Source organism: Caldibacillus sp. 210928-DFI.2.18 (genome assembly GCF_020554505.1).
GTDB classification, from domain to species: Bacteria; Bacillota; Bacilli; order Bacillales; family Caldibacillaceae; genus Caldifermentibacillus; species Caldifermentibacillus hisashii.
On record NZ_JAJCHL010000063.1, the window covers coordinates 1 to 20018 of the forward strand.

Here is a 20018-nt window from a genome sequence, read left to right on the forward strand (position 1 = left end):
CTGGTTTCAATAAAACCAATGATTAATGCTTATTTTTTAGGTGCGAAAGTTGAGTTATAAAAAATAGTTTTTACTCTATAATACCATTATTGAAAGCAATAAAAAAAGAGATCACATAACAGACTAATGAGGGATACCATATGAAAACTCTAACGGGAAATCAGCAATTAGTAAAGCAAATTAATAAAACACTAGTACTTGAAACCATTTTACATGAGGCACCAATATCAAGAGCAGATATTTCTCAAAAAGTAGGACTGAATAAAGGAACCGTTTCTTCCCTTGTGAATGAATTGTTAGAAGACCAATTAATTTATGAATCAGGTCCCGGACAATCAAGCGGAGGAAGAAGACCAGTAATTCTACTATTTAATGACAAGGCCGGCTTTTCGATTGGTATAGACCTTGGTGTCAATTATATATTGGGCGTTCTTACCGATTTAAGAGGTAATATTATTGTTGAGGTAAATAAAAAACTTACCGTCCGATCTTATGAAGTTGTAATTGAAATATTACAATCAGTTATATCCGATTTAATTAATGCCGCACCACAAAGCCATTATGGAATAGTTGGAATCGGTATTGGTGTTCCCGGGTTAGTTAATAACCATGGAGAAGTTCTTGTTGCACCCAATTTAGGATGGAAAAATATCAATTTGAGGGAGGAAATCGAAAATTGTTTTGACATTCCCGTTGTTATTGAAAATGAAGCAAATGCAGGTGCATACGGAGAAAAACTGTACGGTGCAGGAAAAGAAAATGATAATATTTTGTATATCAGTGCAGGAATTGGTATTGGTATAGGAATTATTTTGAATGGAGAGCTTTTTTATGGAATGAATGGCTTTTCTGGTGAAGCGGGGCATATGATTGTACAAGTAAATGGCAAAGATTGCACTTGTGGAAGTAGTGGCTGCTGGGAACTTTATGCCTCCGAAAAAGCGTTATTAGAAGAGGCAAGAAAATTAAAATTAACTGATATCACTGAGGAAACTTTGTCTATAGAGTTATTACTTGAACTTGCAAATAGTGGGAATGAGGATATAATCAATCTCTTCCATTCAATAGGCATGTATCTGGGAGTCGGAATAAATAATATTATTAATATCTTTAATCCGGAACAAGTCATTATTGGTAATCGACTTGCAATGGCAAAAGACTGGCTTGAAAAATCGATAGAAAAATTTATAAAAAACCACACAATGAAATACCATCAAAAGGATTTGATTATTAGTTTTTCCAAGCATGCATATTATTCCGCTGCAATAGGTGTTTCTGCCCAAATGATTGATCAGTTCCTAAATAACGCAGTTTCGATTCTTGATACCCAATAATTTCGTTTGTTTATTTTTATGTTGTGTTAAAAAAATTCAAAAAAATGGAACGTCTATATACACGTTCCATTTTTTAGCTATGAAAACCTTCTACTTTTTTCATTTTTGTCTTTAATAAAAAATACAGTATCAACAATTTCCCAGAAAAATTAGGGTATATTTTTAATTGTTAATACTTTTGTTGAGGGCTTTAATGTCCTCATGACTTAGACCAGTAACTTTTACTATAAGATTTGGAGAGAGGCCTTCTAAAATCATTTTTTTAGCAATTTCTCGTTTTTCCTCATTTCTTCCAATTTCTTTTCCAATTTCCTTCCCTTTTTCCTCATAAGAAATCGGCAATTCCATAATTTTGCTTGCTAATTCAGGATCTAATTTGTTAACCTCTTGCATGAGAACTTTCTCCTCCTCATCGGTCAATTTTAAATACCTTTCAAAAAAACCATAGATCAACCGTTGACGTGCCGGGTCAAGTTGCATTCGAACCAGCATTCGCAAAAATTCCTTCTTCACTTCAACCCTTTCTGCTTCTGTAAAGCCCCTCTTACAGAGTAGTGCTGCCGCAACCGGGTTGTTCGAGTGAATAAAATCACGCCAACGCAATTTTCGCAATGTCAATGTTAAAAATTGAAAGCTTAATACATGGAAGAATGGAAAGCTCATCGTAAATTCATTTTTCTCGTTATAATTTTTATCATACTTAAAGACTGCTATGGGTAAAATTGGTTTCCTATATTTATTATAAAGCAAGCTAAAGTAAAGATACATGCGCTCATGGAAATTTGCTTGGTAGTAGCTTTGTGGTTCGACATGAATAATGAGTATTGTTTCTTCCCCTTTTAATGTTGCTTCGATAACAATATCAGCACGCCGACTTTCGCCTCCCAAGAGATCAGTGAATACTTCCTCGGAAAGCGGCCGAATCGCCGAAAAGTCGATATACTTATGCACTTCGGGAAAAAACAACTCGAGAAATTCTGCGAAAAACGTATGAATTAGTTCTTTAAAAAGTTGGTCATGATCTGTATACCTTGACGTACCTGCATCTTCATAAACGTAGGAAAGAACAGGCATGTTGTCACTCCTTTTTAAAATATGATTCCATACTTAGGAATGAAAGTGATTTGTGCAATTGAATCAGGATGAATAAGTAAGGGGGGATTATATACAATTTTCGATATCAGGTTAAGAAATCCTGCTATTTTTTATAAAAAAATCAAGTTAGAATGGAAAATTCTAAAGAAATAATTCAAAAGTAACATCGATTTATTCACACACCTCACAGTTGAATAGATATTTGATATGGACGTATTCCTTTACTGATTACTTACTTCTACTAACGACCAATGAAGAAATCTAGCAATTTTGGAAGAACCCGTATTCACATACCTGAATAGAAATGTCCTGCATTAAATGTTTAAGACAGGGTTTTGATTCTAGATTAACAACATATAGTATTCGTCTACTTGGCTAAAGGTTATAACAGCACCTAATTTGTTTATCCACTAGACAAACAAATTAGGTGCTGTTATAATCTAGTATGTAAGCGGTTTAATAATTTATAGAGGGGGAAAATTCTATGCAGAAGTTAAAAAAGGTTTTTTCCATTTTGGTGATTTTTATGCTAACAATCAGCCTAGCTGCATGTGGTCAGGATGCAGGTGGCGGAAATGGAGAGCAGAAAAAAGATGATTCAAAATCTTCAGATGATGGTAATTTAAAAATTGGCTTGTCAGTAACAGACCTATCATTAGAAAGATGGCAACACGATAGGGATATATTTGTTGAAAAGGCTAAAGAGTTAGGTGCAGAAGTTATTGTACAATCGGCTGACAATGATGAATCAAAACAATTGACCCAAATCCAAAATATGTTATCACAAGGTATTGATGTTTTAGTTATTATTGCAGTAAATAGTGATTCATTATCACCAGTGGTAGAACAAGCGAAAAAAGAAGGAGTAAAAGTATTAGCTTATGATAGATTAGTAACTAACTCGGATGTTGATGCTTACGTATCTTTTGATAATGAGAGAGTTGGAGAATTACAAGCAGAATATTTAGTTAAAAAGATTCCTAAAGGAAATTACTTCTTAATGGGCGGATCACCAACAGATAATAATGCAAAATTATTTAGGAAAGGTCAAATGAATATTTTACAGCCGCTTATTGATAAAGGAGATATTAAAGTTGTCGGGGACCAATGGGTTGAAAAATGGGATGCAAACAAAGCAATGGGAATAATGGAAAATGCTTTAACTGCTAATAATAATAAAATTGATGCTGTTGTAGCATCAAATGATGCTACTGCAGGTGGTGCAATTCAGGCTCTTGATGCGCAAGGTCTTGCTGGAAAAGTAGTAATTTCCGGACAAGATGCCGATTTAGCTGCTTGTCAAAGAATTGCTGAAGGTACACAAACCATGACAGTTTATAAACCAATTAAAACACTAGCCACTACATCAGCAGAAGTTGCAGTAAAACTTGGAAAAGGTGAAAAAATTGAAACAGATGACACGATCAATAACGGGAAAAAAGCTGTACCATACATTAAACTTGACCCGATTATGGTCGATAAAGACAATCTTGTTGATACAGTTATCAAAGATGGATTTCAATCCTATGACGATGTTTACAAAAATGTTCCAGAAGGAGAACGTCCTGCACGACCTTAATTAGTGGGATAATTTTACTTTCTCCATTTGGCACTATAGCCCCGTGTTGAAGAAAGTTTTGACATGGGGCAAAAAGGAGGGGAATAAGTCATGGAATATATTCTAGAAATGAAAGGAATAACGAAGGAGTTTCCAGGTGTACGTGCATTGAATAACGTTACATTTTCCGTTCGTAAAGGGGAGATACATGCTTTATGTGGTGAAAATGGTGCTGGTAAGTCGACACTAATGAAAGTCCTAAGTGGTGTTTATCCCTTTGGAACATATGATGGAAAAATTTTTATTAATGGTCAAGAAGTACAGTTCAAATCTATACATGATTCTCGTCAAGCAGGGATTGCTATCATTTACCAAGAGTTAGCGGTAGTCGGCGAGATGAGTGTCGCGGAAAATATATTATTAAATAATGAATTGATGCATAGAACAGTTATTGACTGGAATTTATTGTATGCAGAATCAATGAAATGGCAAAAACAAATCGGTTTAGATATCGATCCACAAACAAAAGTTAGAAATTTAAGTGTAGGGAAACAGCAATTAATTGAAATTGCAAAAGCGTTAACCAGTAATGCAAAAATTATTATCTTGGACGAACCTACCACAGCTTTAACTGATAGTGATGTAGAATTATTGATGAATATTTTAAGAGATTTAAAATCCAAAGGTGTTACTTGTATTTATATTTCTCATAAATTATCTGAGGTTTTAGAAATTGCAGATTCTGTTACAGTTCTAAGAGATGGGGAAACAATCGGTACAGATTCGATAGAGGATATGACCGAAGAAAAAATCATTACAAAAATGGTAGGAAGAAGTCTGACCGATATTTATCCTTATGAAGAACGAAAACTAGGGGATACCGTTTTTACAGTTGAAGGGTATTCTGTTACACATAAAGGAACTGGAAAACAGATAATAAAGAATGCCTCTTTTGAATTGAAGAAAAGCGAAATTTTAGGTGTTGCAGGTCTGATGGGAGCAGGAAGGACTGAACTATTTACTAGTATCATTGGAGGATATGCAAACGGTAAATACTTGGGAACAATTAAAGTGGAAGGAGAAGAAAAAAATATAAAAAGTCCAAGTGATGCGATTGAAGCTGGTATTGCCTACGTCTCCGAAGACCGTAAACGATTTGGCTTAGTTTTAGGAATGGATATTACGAAAAATACGACTCTAGCATCCTTAAAACAAGTTATGAAATTTAATGTTATAGACCAAGCAATGGAAGTGAAAAAGGCAGAAGAAATCAATAACAGGATGAAGTTAAAAGCCCCAAATCTTGAAGTAAAGGTGTCCCAATTAAGTGGTGGAAACCAACAAAAGGTGGTACTAAGTAAATGGCTTTTAAATAATCCAAGAATACTAATTCTTGATGAACCAACAAGAGGAATAGATGTTGGGGCAAAGTATGAGATCTATAAAATTATCGTTGAACTGGCGAAGCAAGGTGTAGGTATCATCCTTATCTCTTCCGAATTACCAGAAGTATTAGGTATGTCAGATCGAGTGCTTGTCATGTCGGGGGGAAAGATAGCAGGAGAACTATCCAGAAATGAAGCCACTCAAGAAAAAATTATGGCATTGGCGACTGGAGGTAAGAATATATGAAAGCAAATCTTAATAACAATAGTGGTGGAAAAAGTTCTTTCAGTTCCAAGATTTCATTTAAAATTGATTTACAAGCATATGTATTAATAATTGCATTCTTACTGATCGTTGTAATTTTTGGATTTTTTACAGGTGGAGAATTTCTTTCTTCACGGAATGTATCCAACTTATTTACTCAAATGTCGGTTATTGCACTGTTAGCAATAGGTATGACTCTTGTTTTGATTCTTGCCCAAATTGATTTGTCTGTAGGTTCAATTGTTGGATTAACAGGAGGTATTGCTGCTATATTGCAAGTTTGGCACGGGTGGGATACTTGGGCAGTTGTTCTTGCGGCAGTTGCAATTGGTGCATTGATTGGATTTTGGCATGGTTGGTGGGTTGCTTACAGAGCCGTACCTGCTTTTATTGTTACGTTAGCGGGCATGTTAATCTTTAGAGGCATATTAATTGGTATAACCGACGGACAAACAATTGCCCCATTAAAAGAAAGCTTTATGGCAATAGGAACAAGTTATTTACCATATCTTCTAGGATATATTTTGGCTATTATTGGTATAGTTCTAATGTTTTATTTTACCTATAGACAAAGAAATAAAAGGCAAAGTCTTGGTTTAATAGTCCCAAGTCATATTGTTAGTTATGGAAAAATAACTGCATATTCTGTACTTCTTTTACTTGTTGTATATATGTTAAATAGATATTTTGGCATCCCAGTTCCATTTTTAATCGTCCTAACAATTGGAATTATTGTTGCTTTTGTTACAATGAAAACTTCCTTTGGTAGATATTTATATGCAATTGGTGGTAACCCGGAAGCTGCTGCATTGTCCGGGATTAATATCAAACGAAATACATTATGGGTATTCGTTATCATGGGTGCTTTAGCTGGTTTAGCAGGAATTTTGTTAACAGGGAGATTGAATGCTGCAACTACAAGTGCCGGTACCTCTTATGAAATGGATGCCATTGCTGCTTGCGTTATCGGTGGCACAAGTTTAATGGGTGGTAAAGGTAATGTAATTAGATCTATTTTTGGTGCTTTAATTATGGCTAGTATTGATAATGGAATGAGTATGATGAACTTGGAAGCATTTTGGCAATACATTGTAAAAGGAAGTATCCTATTGTTTGCTGTTTGGATGGATATTTATAGTCAAAAGAAAGCAACAGTTTAAAAGGGAATTTTAAGTATTTAAGAGGAAAGTAAGTTTTTAAAACTTTGTTTATCTAATAGACAAACTAGTTCCCGCATGTTATAATAAGTTTGTGGTTGTTATGAATATAAATAGATATTTTGAAAAATTAGGAGGAACTACTATGGCATACTTCGAAAACGTTTCCAAAATTCAATATGAGGGACCAACATCTAAAAACGCACTAGCATTTAAATTCTATAATCCGGAAGAAATAATTGGCGACCGTACCATGGAAGAATGGTTACGTTTTGGTGTTGCTTACTGGCATACATTCACATATGACGGAACAGATCCATTTGGTCATGGTAATATGATTCGCCCATGGAATCATCTGAAAGGAATGGAGTTAGCAAAAGCTCGTGTTGAAGCAGCATTTGAATTCTTTGAAAAACTGAATGCGCCGTTCTTCTGTTTCCATGATGTAGATATCGCACCAGAAGGAGAAACGCTTCGGGAAACAAACAAAAACCTTGATGAAATTGTTGATATGATTGAAGATTATATGAAAACGAGCAAAACAAAACTTCTTTGGAATACGGCAAATATGTTCACTCATCCGCGTTTTGTTCATGGTGCGGCAACTTCTTGCAACGCAGATGTATTTGCTTTCTCTGCGGCAAAAGTGAAAAAAGGGTTGGAAGTTGCGAAACGCCTAGGTGCAGAAAACTATGTATTTTGGGGCGGGCGTGAAGGATATGAATCACTCCTAAACACAGATATGGGGCTGGAACAAGACAACTTGGCACGCTTCTTCCAAATGGCTGTTGATTATGCAAAAGAAATCGGTTTTTCCGGTCAATTTTTAATTGAACCGAAACCGAAAGAACCGACTAAACATCAATATGATTTTGATGTGGCGACAGGAATTGCTTTCTTGAAAAAATATAACTTAGATCCATATTTCAAATTTAATATTGAAGCAAACCACGCAACATTAGCCGGACATACCTTTGAACATGAATTACGTGTTGCCCGAATCAACGGGATGCTTGGTTCAGTTGACGCAAACCAAGGTGACCCGTTGCTTGGTTGGGATACGGATGAATTTCCAACAGATCTTAATGCAACTACTCTCGCAATGTATGAAATTATTAAAAATGGCGGATTGGGCAAAGGTGGCTTAAACTTTGATGCAAAAGTCAGAAGAGGCTCCTTTGAACCGGAAGATTTATTCCGTGCCCATATTGCAGGCATGGATAGTTTTGCAGTTGGTCTAAAAGTGGCACATAAATTAATTGAAGATCATGTTCTCGATGATTTCATTGCAAACCGTTACAGAAGTTACAATGAAGGGATTGGCAAAGAAATCATCCAAGGGAAAGCAGATTTCAAAACATTAGAAGAACATGTTCTAGACATGAAAGAATTCAAAAATGAATCCGGCCGTGTTGAAGAATTACGGGCATTGGTTAACCAATATTTGTTAACTGCTTTTTAAATACGAATAACCCTCCTTTAAAAAAAATTAATAGCTGAACTCTCAAACGGGTTCAGCTGTTTTTTCCATTATGTGAAAAAGGAAGATGTGAAATGAAATATGTGATAGGAGTAGACCTGGGGACCAGTTCTGTAAAAGTTTTATTGGTCGATCAAAAGGGTATGGTTGCCGGGGAAGTTTCAAAATCATACCCGTTAATCCAAGAGAAGTCCGGTTACAGTGAGCAAGATCCAAACCAATGGGTGGAAAAAACGACCGAAGCATTGGTCGAACTTGTTGCAAATTTTCACGGCAATCCGTCAGATATAGAAGGAATCAGTTTCTCAGGTCAAATGCATGGACTTGTTATATTAGATGAACAACTGCAATTACTTAGAAATGCGATTCTTTGGAATGATACACGGACAACAGAACAATGTGAACAAATTTATCATATTATTGGGAAAGAAAAACTGCTTGAAGTTACGAAAAACGTTGCGTTGGAAGGTTTTACTTTACCAAAAATTCTTTGGGTAAAACAATACGAGCCAAATATTTTTGAAAAAATTCATGTGTTTATGCTACCAAAAGACTATTTGCGTTTCCGAATGACCGAAAAAATTCATATGGACTATTCAGATGCAGCCGGCACATTGCTGCTCGATATTGCGAAAAAAGAGTGGAGCGGGGAGCTCTGTGAAGCATTGGGAATCGACCCAACTATTTGTCCGCCATTGGTGGAGTCGAGTGATTTCATTGGGACGTTAACAAAGGAATTTGCCGATAAAACAGGTTTAAATGAAGCAACAAAAGTATTTGCAGGCGGGGCGGACAATGCATGTGGAGCAATTGGGGCCGGCATTCTCTCTTCCGATAAAACGCTGTGCAGTATCGGAACTTCCGGTGTAGTCTTATCTTATGAAGAAACAAAAGATCGTGATTTTAAAGGGAAAGTTCATTATTTCAATCACGCAAAAGAGGATGCCTACTATACAATGGGTGTGACATTAGCTGCAGGATACAGTCTCAGCTGGTTTAAAGAGGTATTTGCTAATGATGAAAACTTTAATGACTTTGTGTCTGAAATTGAAGAAGTTCCGGTTGGTTCGAATGGTTTGTTGTTCACCCCTTACATCGTTGGGGAACGGACACCGCACCCTGATGCCAATATTCGAGGGAGCTTTATCGGAGCCGATTCGAAACATACAAGGGCACATTTTGTAAGGGCTGTCATTGAAGGGATTACCTTTTCCTTAAATGAATCAATTGAAATCTTCCGAGGAGCCGGCAAGCAAATTGACACGATTATTTCAATTGGCGGTGGTGCTAAAAATGAAACATGGCTACAAATTCAAGCCGATATATACGATGCTAAAATTATGAAACTAGCAAGTGAGCAAGGTCCGGGTATGGGTGCTGCTATGCTTGCCGCATATGGATGCGGTTGGTTTGACAGTTTGGACCAATGTGCAGATGAATTTTTGGATGTTGTCAAAGTATATGAGCCAATTCCCGAAAATGTTAAGCGGTATCGTGAGTTATTTAAGATTTATCAGGAGGTTTATGAGCATACAAAAATTTTAAATAGAAAATTGGTAGAATTCCGATATTAACTTTTTCATTATTTAAAAAAGGGGTGTATTTAAATGGTAAAAATTCAAAATCCTGTATTGACTGGTTTTAACGCAGATCCGTCCATTTGTCGTGCCGGGGAAGATTATTATATTGCTGTCTCTACATTTGAATGGTTTCCGGGCGTTGGGATCTATCATTCAAAAGACTTAAAAAATTGGCGTTTAGTTTCAAGACCACTAAATCGGTTAAGCCAACTAAATATGCTTGGAAATCCGGATTCCGGTGGGATTTGGGCTCCGGATTTGTCCTATCATGACGGTAAATTTTGGTTAATTTATACGGATGTAAAAGTAACAGAAGGCCAATGGAAAGATGGTCATAACTACTTAGTCACTTGTGACACGATTGACGGGGAATGGTCTGATCCGATTTATTTGAATAGCAGCGGATTTGATCCTTCGCTGTTTCATGATGAAGATGGAAAAAAATATTTAGTGAATATGTACTGGGATCATCGCGTCGGCCATCATAATTTCTATGGCATTCTTATGCAAGAATATAGTGTGAAAGATCAGAAACTCATCGGACCGAAAAAAATTATTTTTAAAGGAACAGATGTAAAACTTGTAGAAGGACCACATTTATATAAAATCAATGGATATTACTATTTACTTACAGCGGAAGGTGGTACAAGATATGAACATCAAGCAACAATAGCTCGTTCGAAAGATATTTGGGGACCTTATGAAGTACATCCGGGAAACCCAATCATTACTTCATATCCGTATCCAAGAAATCCATTGCAAAAAGCTGGGCATGCCTCCATCGTTCATACTCATACCGATGAATGGTTTTTGGCTCATTTAATCGGACGACCGCTGCCAAAGGGAGATCAGCCGTTGCTCGACCCTCGTGGTTTTTGTCCATTGGGGAGAGAAACAGCCATTCAAAGATTAGAATGGAAAGATGGTTGGCCGTATGTTGTTGGTGGAAATCAACCTTCATTGGAAGTAGAAGGTCCGAAAGTAGAAGAAGTGAAATGGGAAAGAGACTTCCCTGTGAAAGACGATTTTGATTCTGAAAATTTAAATCTACATTTTCAAACTTTGCGAATACCGCTTGGAAGTGACACGCTATCCCTCACAGACAACCCAAGTCATTTGAGACTCTATGGTCGGGAATCGTTAACATCAAAATTTACTCAGGCATTTGTCGCAAGACGTTGGCAACATTTTAATTTTACTGCAGAAACAAAAGTAGCCTTTAAACCGGAAACGTTTCAACAAGCTGCCGGATTAGTAAATTACTATAATACACAAAACTGGACAACACTACAAATTACTTGGCATGAAGAAAAAGGTAGAATCCTTGAACTGATGTCATGCGATAATTTTACCTTTGATCAACCTTTAAAAGGTCAGGAAATTATTATCCCGAATGATGTAGATTATGTGTACATGCGAGTGATTGTTAAAACCAATACTTATGCATACTCGTATTCCTTTGATGGTACAACATGGTTTGAGATTCCAGTAACATTTTATTCTTATAAACTTTCAGATGATTATATCCAAGGTGGGGGTTTCTTTACTGGTGCATTTGTCGGTATGCATTGTCAAGATACCTCGGGTGAGAGAATCGCAGCAGATTTTGATTATTTTATATATAAAGCTTAAGTTATCGAAAACATTTTAGTATCTATCTTTTAAGTTCAGATAGTCGTTATGATTTTTCAAAGACGACTATCTGTTCATGTAAAATAACAGTTATTATTTCTAAAGAAATCTAAAAACCAAATTTAAAAATACTCCAAGTTATGCTACATTTCTCTATGTTTACCTTTCCTTTTTTCCAAATAAGAAAACAATGGGTTAATATAAATTTTACTTAATAATAGTTAGTACGTATTTTACATTAATGAAAGAAAGGTAATCAGTCATGTGGAACTTGCTAAAAAAATGGAATACTTTAAGAAATCAAATTTTGTTTGTGTTTCTGACTGTAATGGTTATTGTTTTATCTATTGTAACAACAATTACCTTAAGTCAAGTTTCCTTACTTATAAAGGGGAATGCAGAAGATCAAATTAGACAGACAGCACTTGAGGCTAGTGGTCGAATTGATTCCCTGTTTGAGCAATTAAATACGGCCACAAAATTTATCATTACTAATCCACGAATCCAGGATATATTTACACGAAAATATAAAGGAGAACAAATTCCATTTTCTGACTTGCAAAGCTTGTATAACGCTGTTAACAATATTCAAGCGAACACAGAAGGAATATATTCGGTTGAATTGTATACGGAAAGTTTAGAACAATTATTACCTTTAAATGACACCAATAAATTGTTTAATCGGATAAACGTGAAATGGATAAATGAAGCTGATTATGCTAAGGGAAAATTAGTCTGGATTGGTGAAGATCCGAAAAATAGAAATTATTATTTGGCGATAAGAAGAATAAATTTAATGGACAAAAGTTTTGAAAATGCAGGCTATTTACTAATTCAAGTTTATAAAAACTATTTTTCAATAACAAAAATGAAAAATAGTAAGCAATATACTTTCGTACTTGACGAAAAATTAGACCCCATTTATTCCAATTATCCCGGAAAAATAAGTCCTGTTTCTTTTAAAAATAAATCTACGACTGTCATTAACAATACCGAGTATATGGTTACCAAACAAATTTCTAAAGACGGATTTACTGTTTTGATTTTAACTCCCGTGACCGCTTTAACTGAAGGTCTAAACGGGATAAGTATAGGTATTATCGTATCCGGATTTATTGGAATTTTAATCTTTTTCATATGCTCATGGTTTCTTTCAAATATGATAACAAGGCCGATCACCAATTTGACGAATACAATGAGACTGGCGAACGAAGGATTATTGGCGATTAATCCGAATGAGCCGACTGTAAATGAGATAAATGAATTAAATAGTACATATAACCAACTTGCGAGGGAAACAAACCATTTAATTAAGATGGTGTATCAAAAAGAAATAATCCGTAGTTACAGTGAACTTAAAGCATTACAAGCACAAATTAATCCTCATTTTTTATATAACACATTAGATTCATTGCGTTGGTCGTTGGAATATAAAGGGGAAGAAGAACTTGCTAATGTCGTTGTATCAATGTCAAATTTATTCCGCTATACGATTAGTAAGAACACTAATGATGATTGGGTTACACTTAGTGAAGAATTTAATCATATTGAAAATTACTTAGAAATTATTAAATTTCGATTTGCTGATCGAATTAAGTGGAAGTTATTGCTGCCTACAGAATTAAAAAATATAAAAATTCCTAAATTGTTAATTCAGCCTTTAGTTGAAAATGCGGTTATCCACGGTTCAGGAAATCAACTTAATCAATGTACCATTATTGTTTCGGTTCAGAAAATTAAGAGAACAGACTTTGTGAGAATTACAGTTAAAGATGACGGAGCAGGGATGGATGAGGAAAAGTTACAGGATGTCAAGAATGCTTTAAATAATGGTGAAATTACCGGAAAAGGGATGGCACTTTCTAATGTAAAAAAACGCCTTTATTTTTACTATAAAGAAGAATTAGAAAAAAAATTTACCATAAGAAGTCGTAAAAATGAGGGAACAATGGTCACAATCGAAGTTCCAATTCATAGGGGAGATTTTTAATGTATGGTAAAACTATATTAATAGTGGACGATGAGCCGAGAACAAGAGAAGGAATAAAAAGAATTATTGATAGATGGGAAGAGGGAAAACATCAAGTCATTACTGCTGCAAACGGAATTGAAGCATTACAAATAATTAAAAAAAGCAAAGTTGATATATTATTGATGGACATTCGCATGCCTGAAATAACCGGTTTGGAAATACTGGAGATAATGAAGAATGAGGAGCAATCACCTGTTGTGATTGTTATGTCTGCTTATCCGGAGTTTGAGTATGCACAAAAAGCAATTGGTTTTGGAGTAATCAACTATTTACTCAAACCGATTAGTAAGAAAGAGTTGTTAGATGTCATTGAGGAAGCCGTTCATATTGTTGAAAAAAGAGAGAGAGTTGATGTTATTGAAAAAGTAGTAGATAAAAAACTTGTTGATGCGTATGATAAAAATAATCAAGCACCTGAACCTATTCGTAAAGCAATCCAGTATATTGACATCAATATAAAAAAGGAACTATTTTTAAAAGATGTGGCGGAATATGTGCACTTGAATCCAAGCTATTTCAGTGTTTTATTCAAAGAGCAAGTAAACCTGACCTTTAGCGAATATATTACGAGAAGGAGAATTCAAAGAGCCAAGGAGCTGCTAATTACAACAAACATACCTATATCGGAGGTTGCGGAGGAATGTGGCTATAAAACAACGAAATATTTTATCAAACTTTTTAAGGAATTAGAGGGGACAACCCCAAACAGTTACCGGAAACAGCAATATTAAAGGTATTTAATTATCTAAAAATAATGGTATTTTTCCTAATCATTGTTACCTTTTTTGAAAAAGCTCCCGATGATAGACTGTTTTTATAAGGAAGTTCTTCCAACTTCACTTAAATTTAAATAAAAAGGGAGGTCTTTTCATGTCAAAGAAGAAAGCGTTATCAATAATAACCTTATTTGTCTTAATTATTGGTCTTGTATTGTCAGGCTGCTCATCCTCAAATGAATCGAACGGTGGAAAAAAGTCCGGTGATGGGAAAATTCATTTAAAATTTATGCATGATTGGCCACAAGGAAGTTCCCCAGCTTATTTTAATCTTGTAAAAGAAATTATTAAAGATTATGAAGCTGAAAATAAAGATGTTGTGATTGATGTTGAAGTATTGAACCCGGACCAGTACCGAGACAAAATAAAAGTTTTAGCAGCCTCAAATGAATTGCCAGATGTTGGTTTAACGTGGTCTAACGGTTTTGCAGAACCTTATGCAAAAGGGGGACAATTCGCACCACTAGATGACATAATCAAAAAAGATTTTCAGGATCAATTTGTCCCTGGTACGGTTGAATCTTACTCATTTGACGGGAAATCCTATGCTCTTCCAATGGAAATGAATATTACTTATGTATTCTATAACAAGGAAATTTTTAAAAAATATAATCTTGAAGAACCTAAAACATTTGCAGACTTGAAAAAAATTGGTGAAACACTATCGAAAAACGGTATCATCCCAGCTACAGTTGGCTCAAAAGATGGCTGGCCGGCATCGATGTGGTTTATGTATTTGGCTGATCGAATCGGAGGTCCTACTATTTTAACTGATGTCATCCAAGGAAAAGTTAAGATGACTGATCCAGATATAGTGAAAGCAGCGGAAGAAATTCAAAATCTTGTTGACTCGGGATTCTTTGTTAAGGGTAATACAGCATTATCAAATGATGATGCAAAAGGTTACTTCTTGAACGAACAAGCTGCTATGTTTTTAACAGCTACTTGGGAATTGCCAAACTTCACGACTAGCCCGGATACTTCTCAAGAATTTAAAGATAAAGTTGGGTACTTTAAATTTCCAATCGTTGAAGGTGGAAAGGGAACAGACAGTAATAGTTATGTAGGTGGTCCCGGATTAGGTGCATTTGTTGCGGAAAAATCTCAGCATAAAGATCAAGCTAAAGACTTTGCCGCATACTTAGTAAAAGAGTGGGGAAAAAGGTCAGTTGAAAGTGCCGGAATTCTTCCAGCAACAAAAGTGAATACGGAAGGATTAGATGTTCATCCAATGTATATCGATGTATTAAACGATATAAACAATGCAACAAACGTAACAACTTGGTTCGATACACAAGCTACTCCAAATGTGTCAGAGTTGCATCATGATTTAATTACCGCACTTTATGGTAAACAAGTTACTCCAGAAGAGTTTGCAAAACAACATGATAATGCACTTGCTGAAGAAGCTGCGGAAAAATAAGTTTAAAGCTTTTAATCTCTCAAATTAGGGGGTATAGGTAAAGTGGATATACCCTCTGATTTGTAATAGAGAAGGAGTAAATACAATGAAAAATGTAATGTCTAATAAAACAGTTATTGCTCTCTATGTGCTCCCTGCACTTTTTCTCGTATTGTTCCTCATCTATATTCCTATGATTTTAACCGGTTACTATGGCTTGATGAAATGGGACGGAGTAGGAGAAATGAAATTCATTGGACTGGATAATTATATTAAGTTAGTCCAAGATAAGCTATTTTGGGAAAGTACTTGGCACTCCATTCTATTAGGTCTTTTCTCAGTTCTAAGTTTAATTGGCTATTTAATCGTCTCTTTAGTTTTAGCAAGTAAAATTAAAGGGGCAAATATATTTAGAAAAATATACATCATACCAATGCTTTTATCATCAGTGGCTATTGCTCAATTATGGATTAAGATTTTTGATCCAATGAATGGGTTAATTAATAGCTTTCTTACATCCATAGGTGTTGAAAATGTACCTTTGTGGTTAGCTGATCCGGAAATTGCATTATATGCTATCTTTATTCCGATTGTTTGGCAATATGCTGGATTTTATATAATTATTATCTATGCAGCCTTGGTAAATGTTCCCGAAGAATTAATCGAGGCTGCAAGAATTGATGGAGCGAATGCATTCCAAATTGCTTATAAGATAAAAGTTCCGCTGATTTCCGGTGTGTTAAAAGTGTTAGTCATTTTAGCAATTGTCGGTTCATTAAAGTATTTTGATTTAATTTATGTTATGACTGGTGGCGGGCCTGGACATGCCACAGAAGTTATGGCGTCATACATGTATAAGGAGGCTTTTGGCAAATATAATTTTGGTTATGGTAGTGCGATTGGGTTTGGATTATTAGTTATTAGTATGGTTGCAACTTGGACGATTCAAAAATTAATGAAAACAAAAGAGGATAATTAAATGGAGGGGGACAAGATGAACCCAAATGAATTAACGACGAAAAGTACAAAACTCACTCCTAAAACAGGCTACACCTCGCTTTTAAAAAAGATTGGAATGGTAATTCTCTATTTGGTACTTATTGTTGTAGCACTCGTGCAACTTTATCCCTTAATATGGCTGTTCCAATTATCATTAAAAACGAATCAAGAAGTATTTGGAATGTCGCCTTTTGCTTTACCTCAAGATCCGCAATGGGATAATTATATTGATGCTTGGACAACAGGAGGAATCAATAATTATTTCCTTAATAGTGTCTGGTATACAATTGTTGCAGTTATTTTGACACTTATACTGGGGAGTTTCGTCACCTTTGCAGTTACTAGAATGGAATGGAAATTAAAAGGCTTTGTATTGGCTTTATTCATGGCTGCTTATATGATTCCATTACATTCGACATTAATACCGTTATTCAATATTTTTAATAAAGTAAACCTAATTGATAACCCACTTTCCATCATAATTTCATATACAACTTTTAATTTACCAATTACGATTATGATTTTATTAGGGTTTTATCAAAGTTTGCCAAGAGAAATAGAGGAAGCAGCTGTTATGGATGGTTGTTCAGTTCACAGGATTTTTTTTCAAATTACCATTCCGATGACTGCACCTGTTCTTTCAACAACAGCGATCATTAATATGATTTACAATTGGAATGAGTTTGTATTCGTTAACACATTTATTAGCTCAGAGAAATGGAAAACTATTACGGTTGGTGTTAATAACTTTGTCGGTCAATATTTAACTGACTGGGGTGCCATTGGTGCGACACTTGTCATTAGTATTTTACCGATCTTTCTCGTTTATTTATTTTTGAGTGACCGAATTATTGAGGGGCTAGCAGCGGGATCGGTTAAAGGATAATTGAATACAGGAAATTGAATAAAAGATGAGGTATATTCTTTGATAAAAGGATTTACCTCTTTCAAATATAATAAATTCAAACCGGAACGAAAACTTTCTCTGTATACATAAGAAAATCTTTATATTAGTACCCCCACTGAATGATGTTTGACTTTATTTGAAAAGGGAGAAAAGAGACATGGCGATCATTAATGAAGTAAAAACGAATAAAAAAGCGCTCGCAATTACATTTGATGATGGTCCAAATCCAATTTATACACCACAAGTATTAGAGGTTCTAGCAAGTGTGAAAGCGAAGGCAACGTTTTTCATGATTGGGGAACAGATTGTAAAAAATCTTGAAATTGTAAAACTAGTGGTCGCACAAGGACATGAAATCGGAAATCACACTTTCACTCATGCAAGATTGTCCGACTTAAGTGAAGAGGAATGTATAAAAGAAATTCAACTAAATGAAAGATTAATTGAGCGTCTGGTAGGAAGGAAACCAACCACTTTACGTCCTCCTTATTTCGCTTTTAATGAGCAGGTAGAATTATTGTTATCTCGAATGGGTTATACGGCAATGGGAGCCCTAAATATGGATGCTATTGATTGGGAAAGACCGGGTACAGATTTTATTCTTGAGAAATCAAGGGATCATGTGAAAAATGGTAGTATCCTCATTTTTCACGATGGTTACGGTGATCGTTCACAAACGATTGAAGCGGTTCGACAACTTGTACCTGAACTAGTTTTTCAAGGATATAAACTAGTTACAGTAAGTGAATTGTTAAAGATAGGTCAAGAATAATTATTATAGAAGGAAGGAAAAAAATGTTATTAGAAAAAGGTCAGAAATTATTGTTTATAGGAGATTCCGTGACAGACTGCGAACGGCTAAAACCAGATGGAGAAGGCTTATTCAGAGCACTGGGGAATGGATATGTTTCCTTCATTGATGGATGGATACGTGCTGTTTATCCTGAATTGGCAATTCGGGTCGTTAACAAAGGAATAAGCGGCAACACGGTTCGGGATTTAAAAGAAAGATGGCAAAAGGATGTTCTCGATCAAAATGCTGACTGGCTATCAATTATGATTGGGATAAATGATGTTTGGCGACAATATGATTCACCATTTATAAAAGAAACCCATGTCTACATAGACGAATATGAAAGCACATTAACGCAATTAGTCAGTATTACGAAATCACAAGTAGCAAATATTGTTTTAATGACACCTTTTTATATAGAAAATAATGATAATGACCAAATGAGAAGAACAATGGATCAATATGGTGATGTTGTAAAAAAAATTGCAAACGAAAATAATTGTATTTTGGTAGATACGCAAGCTGCATTTAATAAAGTTTTACATCATCTGTATCCAGCTAGTTTAGCATGGGATCGGGTTCATCCCGATACAGCCGGTCACATGATTTTAGCAAAAGAATTTTTGAACTGTATTGGTTTTGACTGGAAAAAGTCGCTATAAATTTATTTAAAAGATGAGAAAAAATAAGATAGGCTCAACTTGCTTAAATAAAAAGTTGAGCTATTTGTTTATAAGGATTTAATTTCTTTCTTTTTCGCCAGGCGTTCAAATGTCATATAGCAGAAAGCCATTATAGAAAGTGCAGGAAAACTGGCACCATAGAAAACAATTAGTGCAGGTAAAATTTTCATAACGTAAAATGTAATTGCCAATGATAAAATAATGACAATATTTGTAAACGGGTTAATAAGCATCAACAAAAAAGAGTTTTTAAAAACAGTAAAAATATTTAATTCATAATGAACAAATACCGGAAAAATATATAAAGTAGTCATGACGACTGCAAACATATATAGATACAACAGTATTGAAATAATAGAGAAATTTTTTAAAGCATTTAGATAAAACAAATCAATTAAGATCATTGCATAAAAACCCGCAAGTATAACCCCAATTATATTACTTTTAAGAAATTCCTGTTTATAAATTTTTGAAAAAGTGCGAAATATAGGGAAATCAGCATCACCCTTCATCCATTTTCGAATAATCGTAAACATGGAAACAGTAGAGGGCATCAAACCAAAAACGATAAGTCCGAAAAGAGTAAATAGTAGCCATAAAACATTTAAATAGGCTAATTTCGAAATCCACTCTGCCAAACTATAAAGCCGGTTGATAAAAATATTCATCACCCCCCAACTAAGTGTTTCCCAATCTATTGTTACTCCTATTATATATGAAATGTACGATTTTGAATATGAGAAAGCAATAAAAACAGTAACAGAAAAGGTTGGTAAATTTAAAAATCCGGTTATTTATGTTAAGGGGTTAAAAATTGTATACTCAATGGTAACAGAAAAAAACCGGCTATTTGTTTCAAGGGATAAAAATATTATAGTGTGATATATCACTAGTGTTGCATTAATTTAAATTAACTATTAAAAATACCCAAAATCTTCAA

General features: G+C 34.8%; 16 protein-coding genes. 14 read left to right on the forward strand and 2 right to left on the reverse strand.

Annotated elements, in window-relative coordinates; all coding sequences use genetic code 11:
- The first annotated feature begins 140 nt into the window (after positions 1 to 140).
- Complete coding sequence (locus LIZ98_RS12515; protein ID WP_095142536.1) at positions 141 to 1334, forward strand: ROK family transcriptional regulator; 1194 nt, start codon at positions 141 to 143, stop codon at positions 1332 to 1334.
- A 162-nt stretch (positions 1335 to 1496) separates the two neighbouring features.
- Here the strand turns inward: LIZ98_RS12515 and LIZ98_RS12520 are convergent, their stop codons facing one another.
- Positions 1497 to 2408: an Rpn family recombination-promoting nuclease/putative transposase gene (locus tag LIZ98_RS12520; RefSeq protein WP_227139812.1), complete on the reverse strand. Its 912-nt coding sequence runs from the start codon at positions 2406 to 2408 to the stop codon at positions 1497 to 1499.
- A 505-nt stretch (positions 2409 to 2913) separates the two neighbouring features.
- Here LIZ98_RS12520 and xylF point away from each other — a divergent pair.
- From xylF to LIZ98_RS12585, 13 genes are all read left to right on the forward strand, one after another.
- Positions 2914 to 4008 carry a D-xylose ABC transporter substrate-binding protein gene (xylF, locus tag LIZ98_RS12525; RefSeq protein WP_227139811.1) on the forward strand — a complete coding sequence of 365 codons (1095 nt, stop codon included), beginning with the start codon at positions 2914 to 2916 and terminating at the stop codon, positions 4006 to 4008.
- 90 nt (positions 4009 to 4098) lie between these two features.
- Positions 4099 to 5619 (forward strand): xylose ABC transporter ATP-binding protein, encoded by a 1521-nt coding sequence (locus LIZ98_RS12530; protein WP_227139810.1) that lies wholly within the window; start codon positions 4099 to 4101, stop codon positions 5617 to 5619.
- Entirely contained in the window at positions 5616 to 6797 is a 1182-nt protein-coding gene (locus LIZ98_RS12535) for a sugar ABC transporter permease (RefSeq protein WP_095142205.1), read from the forward strand. Before LIZ98_RS12530 ends, LIZ98_RS12535 begins: the two co-directional genes overlap by 4 nt.
- Positions 6798 to 6939: 142 nt before the next feature.
- A complete protein-coding gene (xylA, locus tag LIZ98_RS12540; protein WP_041844719.1) occupies positions 6940 to 8256 on the forward strand; it encodes a xylose isomerase in 1317 nt (438 codons plus the stop codon).
- A gap of 92 nt (positions 8257 to 8348) precedes the next feature.
- Positions 8349 to 9848, forward strand: coding sequence for a xylulokinase (gene xylB, locus LIZ98_RS12545; protein WP_227139809.1), 1500 nt, complete (start codon positions 8349 to 8351; stop codon positions 9846 to 9848).
- 33 nt (positions 9849 to 9881) lie between these two features.
- Positions 9882 to 11486 (forward strand): glycoside hydrolase family 43 protein, encoded by a 1605-nt coding sequence (locus LIZ98_RS12550; RefSeq protein ID WP_034767708.1) that lies wholly within the window; start codon positions 9882 to 9884, stop codon positions 11484 to 11486.
- Between the two features lie 262 nt (positions 11487 to 11748).
- Positions 11749 to 13476, forward strand: a complete 1728-nt coding sequence (locus LIZ98_RS12555; RefSeq protein WP_227139808.1) for a sensor histidine kinase — start codon at positions 11749 to 11751, stop codon at positions 13474 to 13476.
- Positions 13476 to 14249 (forward strand): response regulator transcription factor, encoded by a 774-nt coding sequence (locus tag LIZ98_RS12560; protein ID WP_227139807.1) that lies wholly within the window; start codon positions 13476 to 13478, stop codon positions 14247 to 14249. The genes LIZ98_RS12555 and LIZ98_RS12560 overlap by 1 nt, the downstream gene beginning before the upstream one ends.
- Before the next feature lie 139 nt (positions 14250 to 14388).
- A complete protein-coding gene (locus LIZ98_RS12565) occupies positions 14389 to 15717 on the forward strand; it encodes an extracellular solute-binding protein (protein WP_227139806.1) in 1329 nt (442 codons plus the stop codon).
- An 85-nt stretch (positions 15718 to 15802) separates the two neighbouring features.
- The gene (locus LIZ98_RS12570; protein ID WP_034767715.1) at positions 15803 to 16675 is read left to right on the forward strand and encodes a carbohydrate ABC transporter permease; all 873 of its coding nucleotides are present in this window, start codon (positions 15803 to 15805) and stop codon (positions 16673 to 16675) included.
- A gap of 96 nt (positions 16676 to 16771) precedes the next feature.
- Entirely contained in the window at positions 16772 to 17581 is an 810-nt protein-coding gene (locus tag LIZ98_RS12575; protein ID WP_227139813.1) for a carbohydrate ABC transporter permease, read from the forward strand.
- Positions 17582 to 17759: 178 nt separating this feature from the next.
- Positions 17760 to 18374 carry a polysaccharide deacetylase family protein gene (locus tag LIZ98_RS12580; RefSeq protein WP_227139805.1) on the forward strand — a complete coding sequence of 205 codons (615 nt, stop codon included), beginning with the start codon at positions 17760 to 17762 and terminating at the stop codon, positions 18372 to 18374.
- A 23-nt stretch (positions 18375 to 18397) separates the two neighbouring features.
- Positions 18398 to 19057 (forward strand): SGNH/GDSL hydrolase family protein, encoded by a 660-nt coding sequence (locus tag LIZ98_RS12585; RefSeq protein WP_034767721.1) that lies wholly within the window; start codon positions 18398 to 18400, stop codon positions 19055 to 19057.
- A 68-nt stretch (positions 19058 to 19125) separates the two neighbouring features.
- Here the strand turns inward: LIZ98_RS12585 and LIZ98_RS12590 are convergent, their stop codons facing one another.
- Positions 19126 to 19746, reverse strand: coding sequence for a YesL family protein (locus LIZ98_RS12590; protein WP_227139804.1), 621 nt, complete (start codon positions 19744 to 19746; stop codon positions 19126 to 19128).
- Positions 19747 to 20018 lie beyond the last annotated feature (272 nt).

What these genes read in the sequence shown, in the direction of transcription:
- LIZ98_RS12515 (WP_095142536.1), top strand. Translation starts at nt 141, where the DNA reads ATGAAAACTCTAACGGGAAATCAGCAATTAGTAAAGCAAATTAATAAA.
- LIZ98_RS12520 (WP_227139812.1), bottom strand. Translation starts at nt 2,408, where the DNA reads ATGCCTGTTCTTTCCTACGTTTATGAAGATGCAGGTACGTCAAGGTAT.
- xylF (WP_227139811.1), top strand. Translation starts at nt 2,914, where the DNA reads ATGCAGAAGTTAAAAAAGGTTTTTTCCATTTTGGTGATTTTTATGCTA.
- LIZ98_RS12530 (WP_227139810.1), top strand. Translation starts at nt 4,099, where the DNA reads ATGGAATATATTCTAGAAATGAAAGGAATAACGAAGGAGTTTCCAGGT.
- LIZ98_RS12535 (WP_095142205.1), top strand. Translation starts at nt 5,616, where the DNA reads ATGAAAGCAAATCTTAATAACAATAGTGGTGGAAAAAGTTCTTTCAGT.
- xylA (WP_041844719.1), top strand. Translation starts at nt 6,940, where the DNA reads ATGGCATACTTCGAAAACGTTTCCAAAATTCAATATGAGGGACCAACA.
- xylB (WP_227139809.1), top strand. Translation starts at nt 8,349, where the DNA reads ATGAAATATGTGATAGGAGTAGACCTGGGGACCAGTTCTGTAAAAGTT.
- LIZ98_RS12550 (WP_034767708.1), top strand. Translation starts at nt 9,882, where the DNA reads ATGGTAAAAATTCAAAATCCTGTATTGACTGGTTTTAACGCAGATCCG.
- LIZ98_RS12555 (WP_227139808.1), top strand. Translation starts at nt 11,749, where the DNA reads ATGTGGAACTTGCTAAAAAAATGGAATACTTTAAGAAATCAAATTTTG.
- LIZ98_RS12560 (WP_227139807.1), top strand. Translation starts at nt 13,476, where the DNA reads ATGTATGGTAAAACTATATTAATAGTGGACGATGAGCCGAGAACAAGA.
- LIZ98_RS12565 (WP_227139806.1), top strand. Translation starts at nt 14,389, where the DNA reads ATGTCAAAGAAGAAAGCGTTATCAATAATAACCTTATTTGTCTTAATT.
- LIZ98_RS12570 (WP_034767715.1), top strand. Translation starts at nt 15,803, where the DNA reads ATGAAAAATGTAATGTCTAATAAAACAGTTATTGCTCTCTATGTGCTC.
- LIZ98_RS12575 (WP_227139813.1), top strand. Translation starts at nt 16,772, where the DNA reads ATGGTAATTCTCTATTTGGTACTTATTGTTGTAGCACTCGTGCAACTT.
- LIZ98_RS12580 (WP_227139805.1), top strand. Translation starts at nt 17,760, where the DNA reads ATGGCGATCATTAATGAAGTAAAAACGAATAAAAAAGCGCTCGCAATT.
- LIZ98_RS12585 (WP_034767721.1), top strand. Translation starts at nt 18,398, where the DNA reads ATGTTATTAGAAAAAGGTCAGAAATTATTGTTTATAGGAGATTCCGTG.
- LIZ98_RS12590 (WP_227139804.1), bottom strand. Translation starts at nt 19,746, where the DNA reads ATGAATATTTTTATCAACCGGCTTTATAGTTTGGCAGAGTGGATTTCG.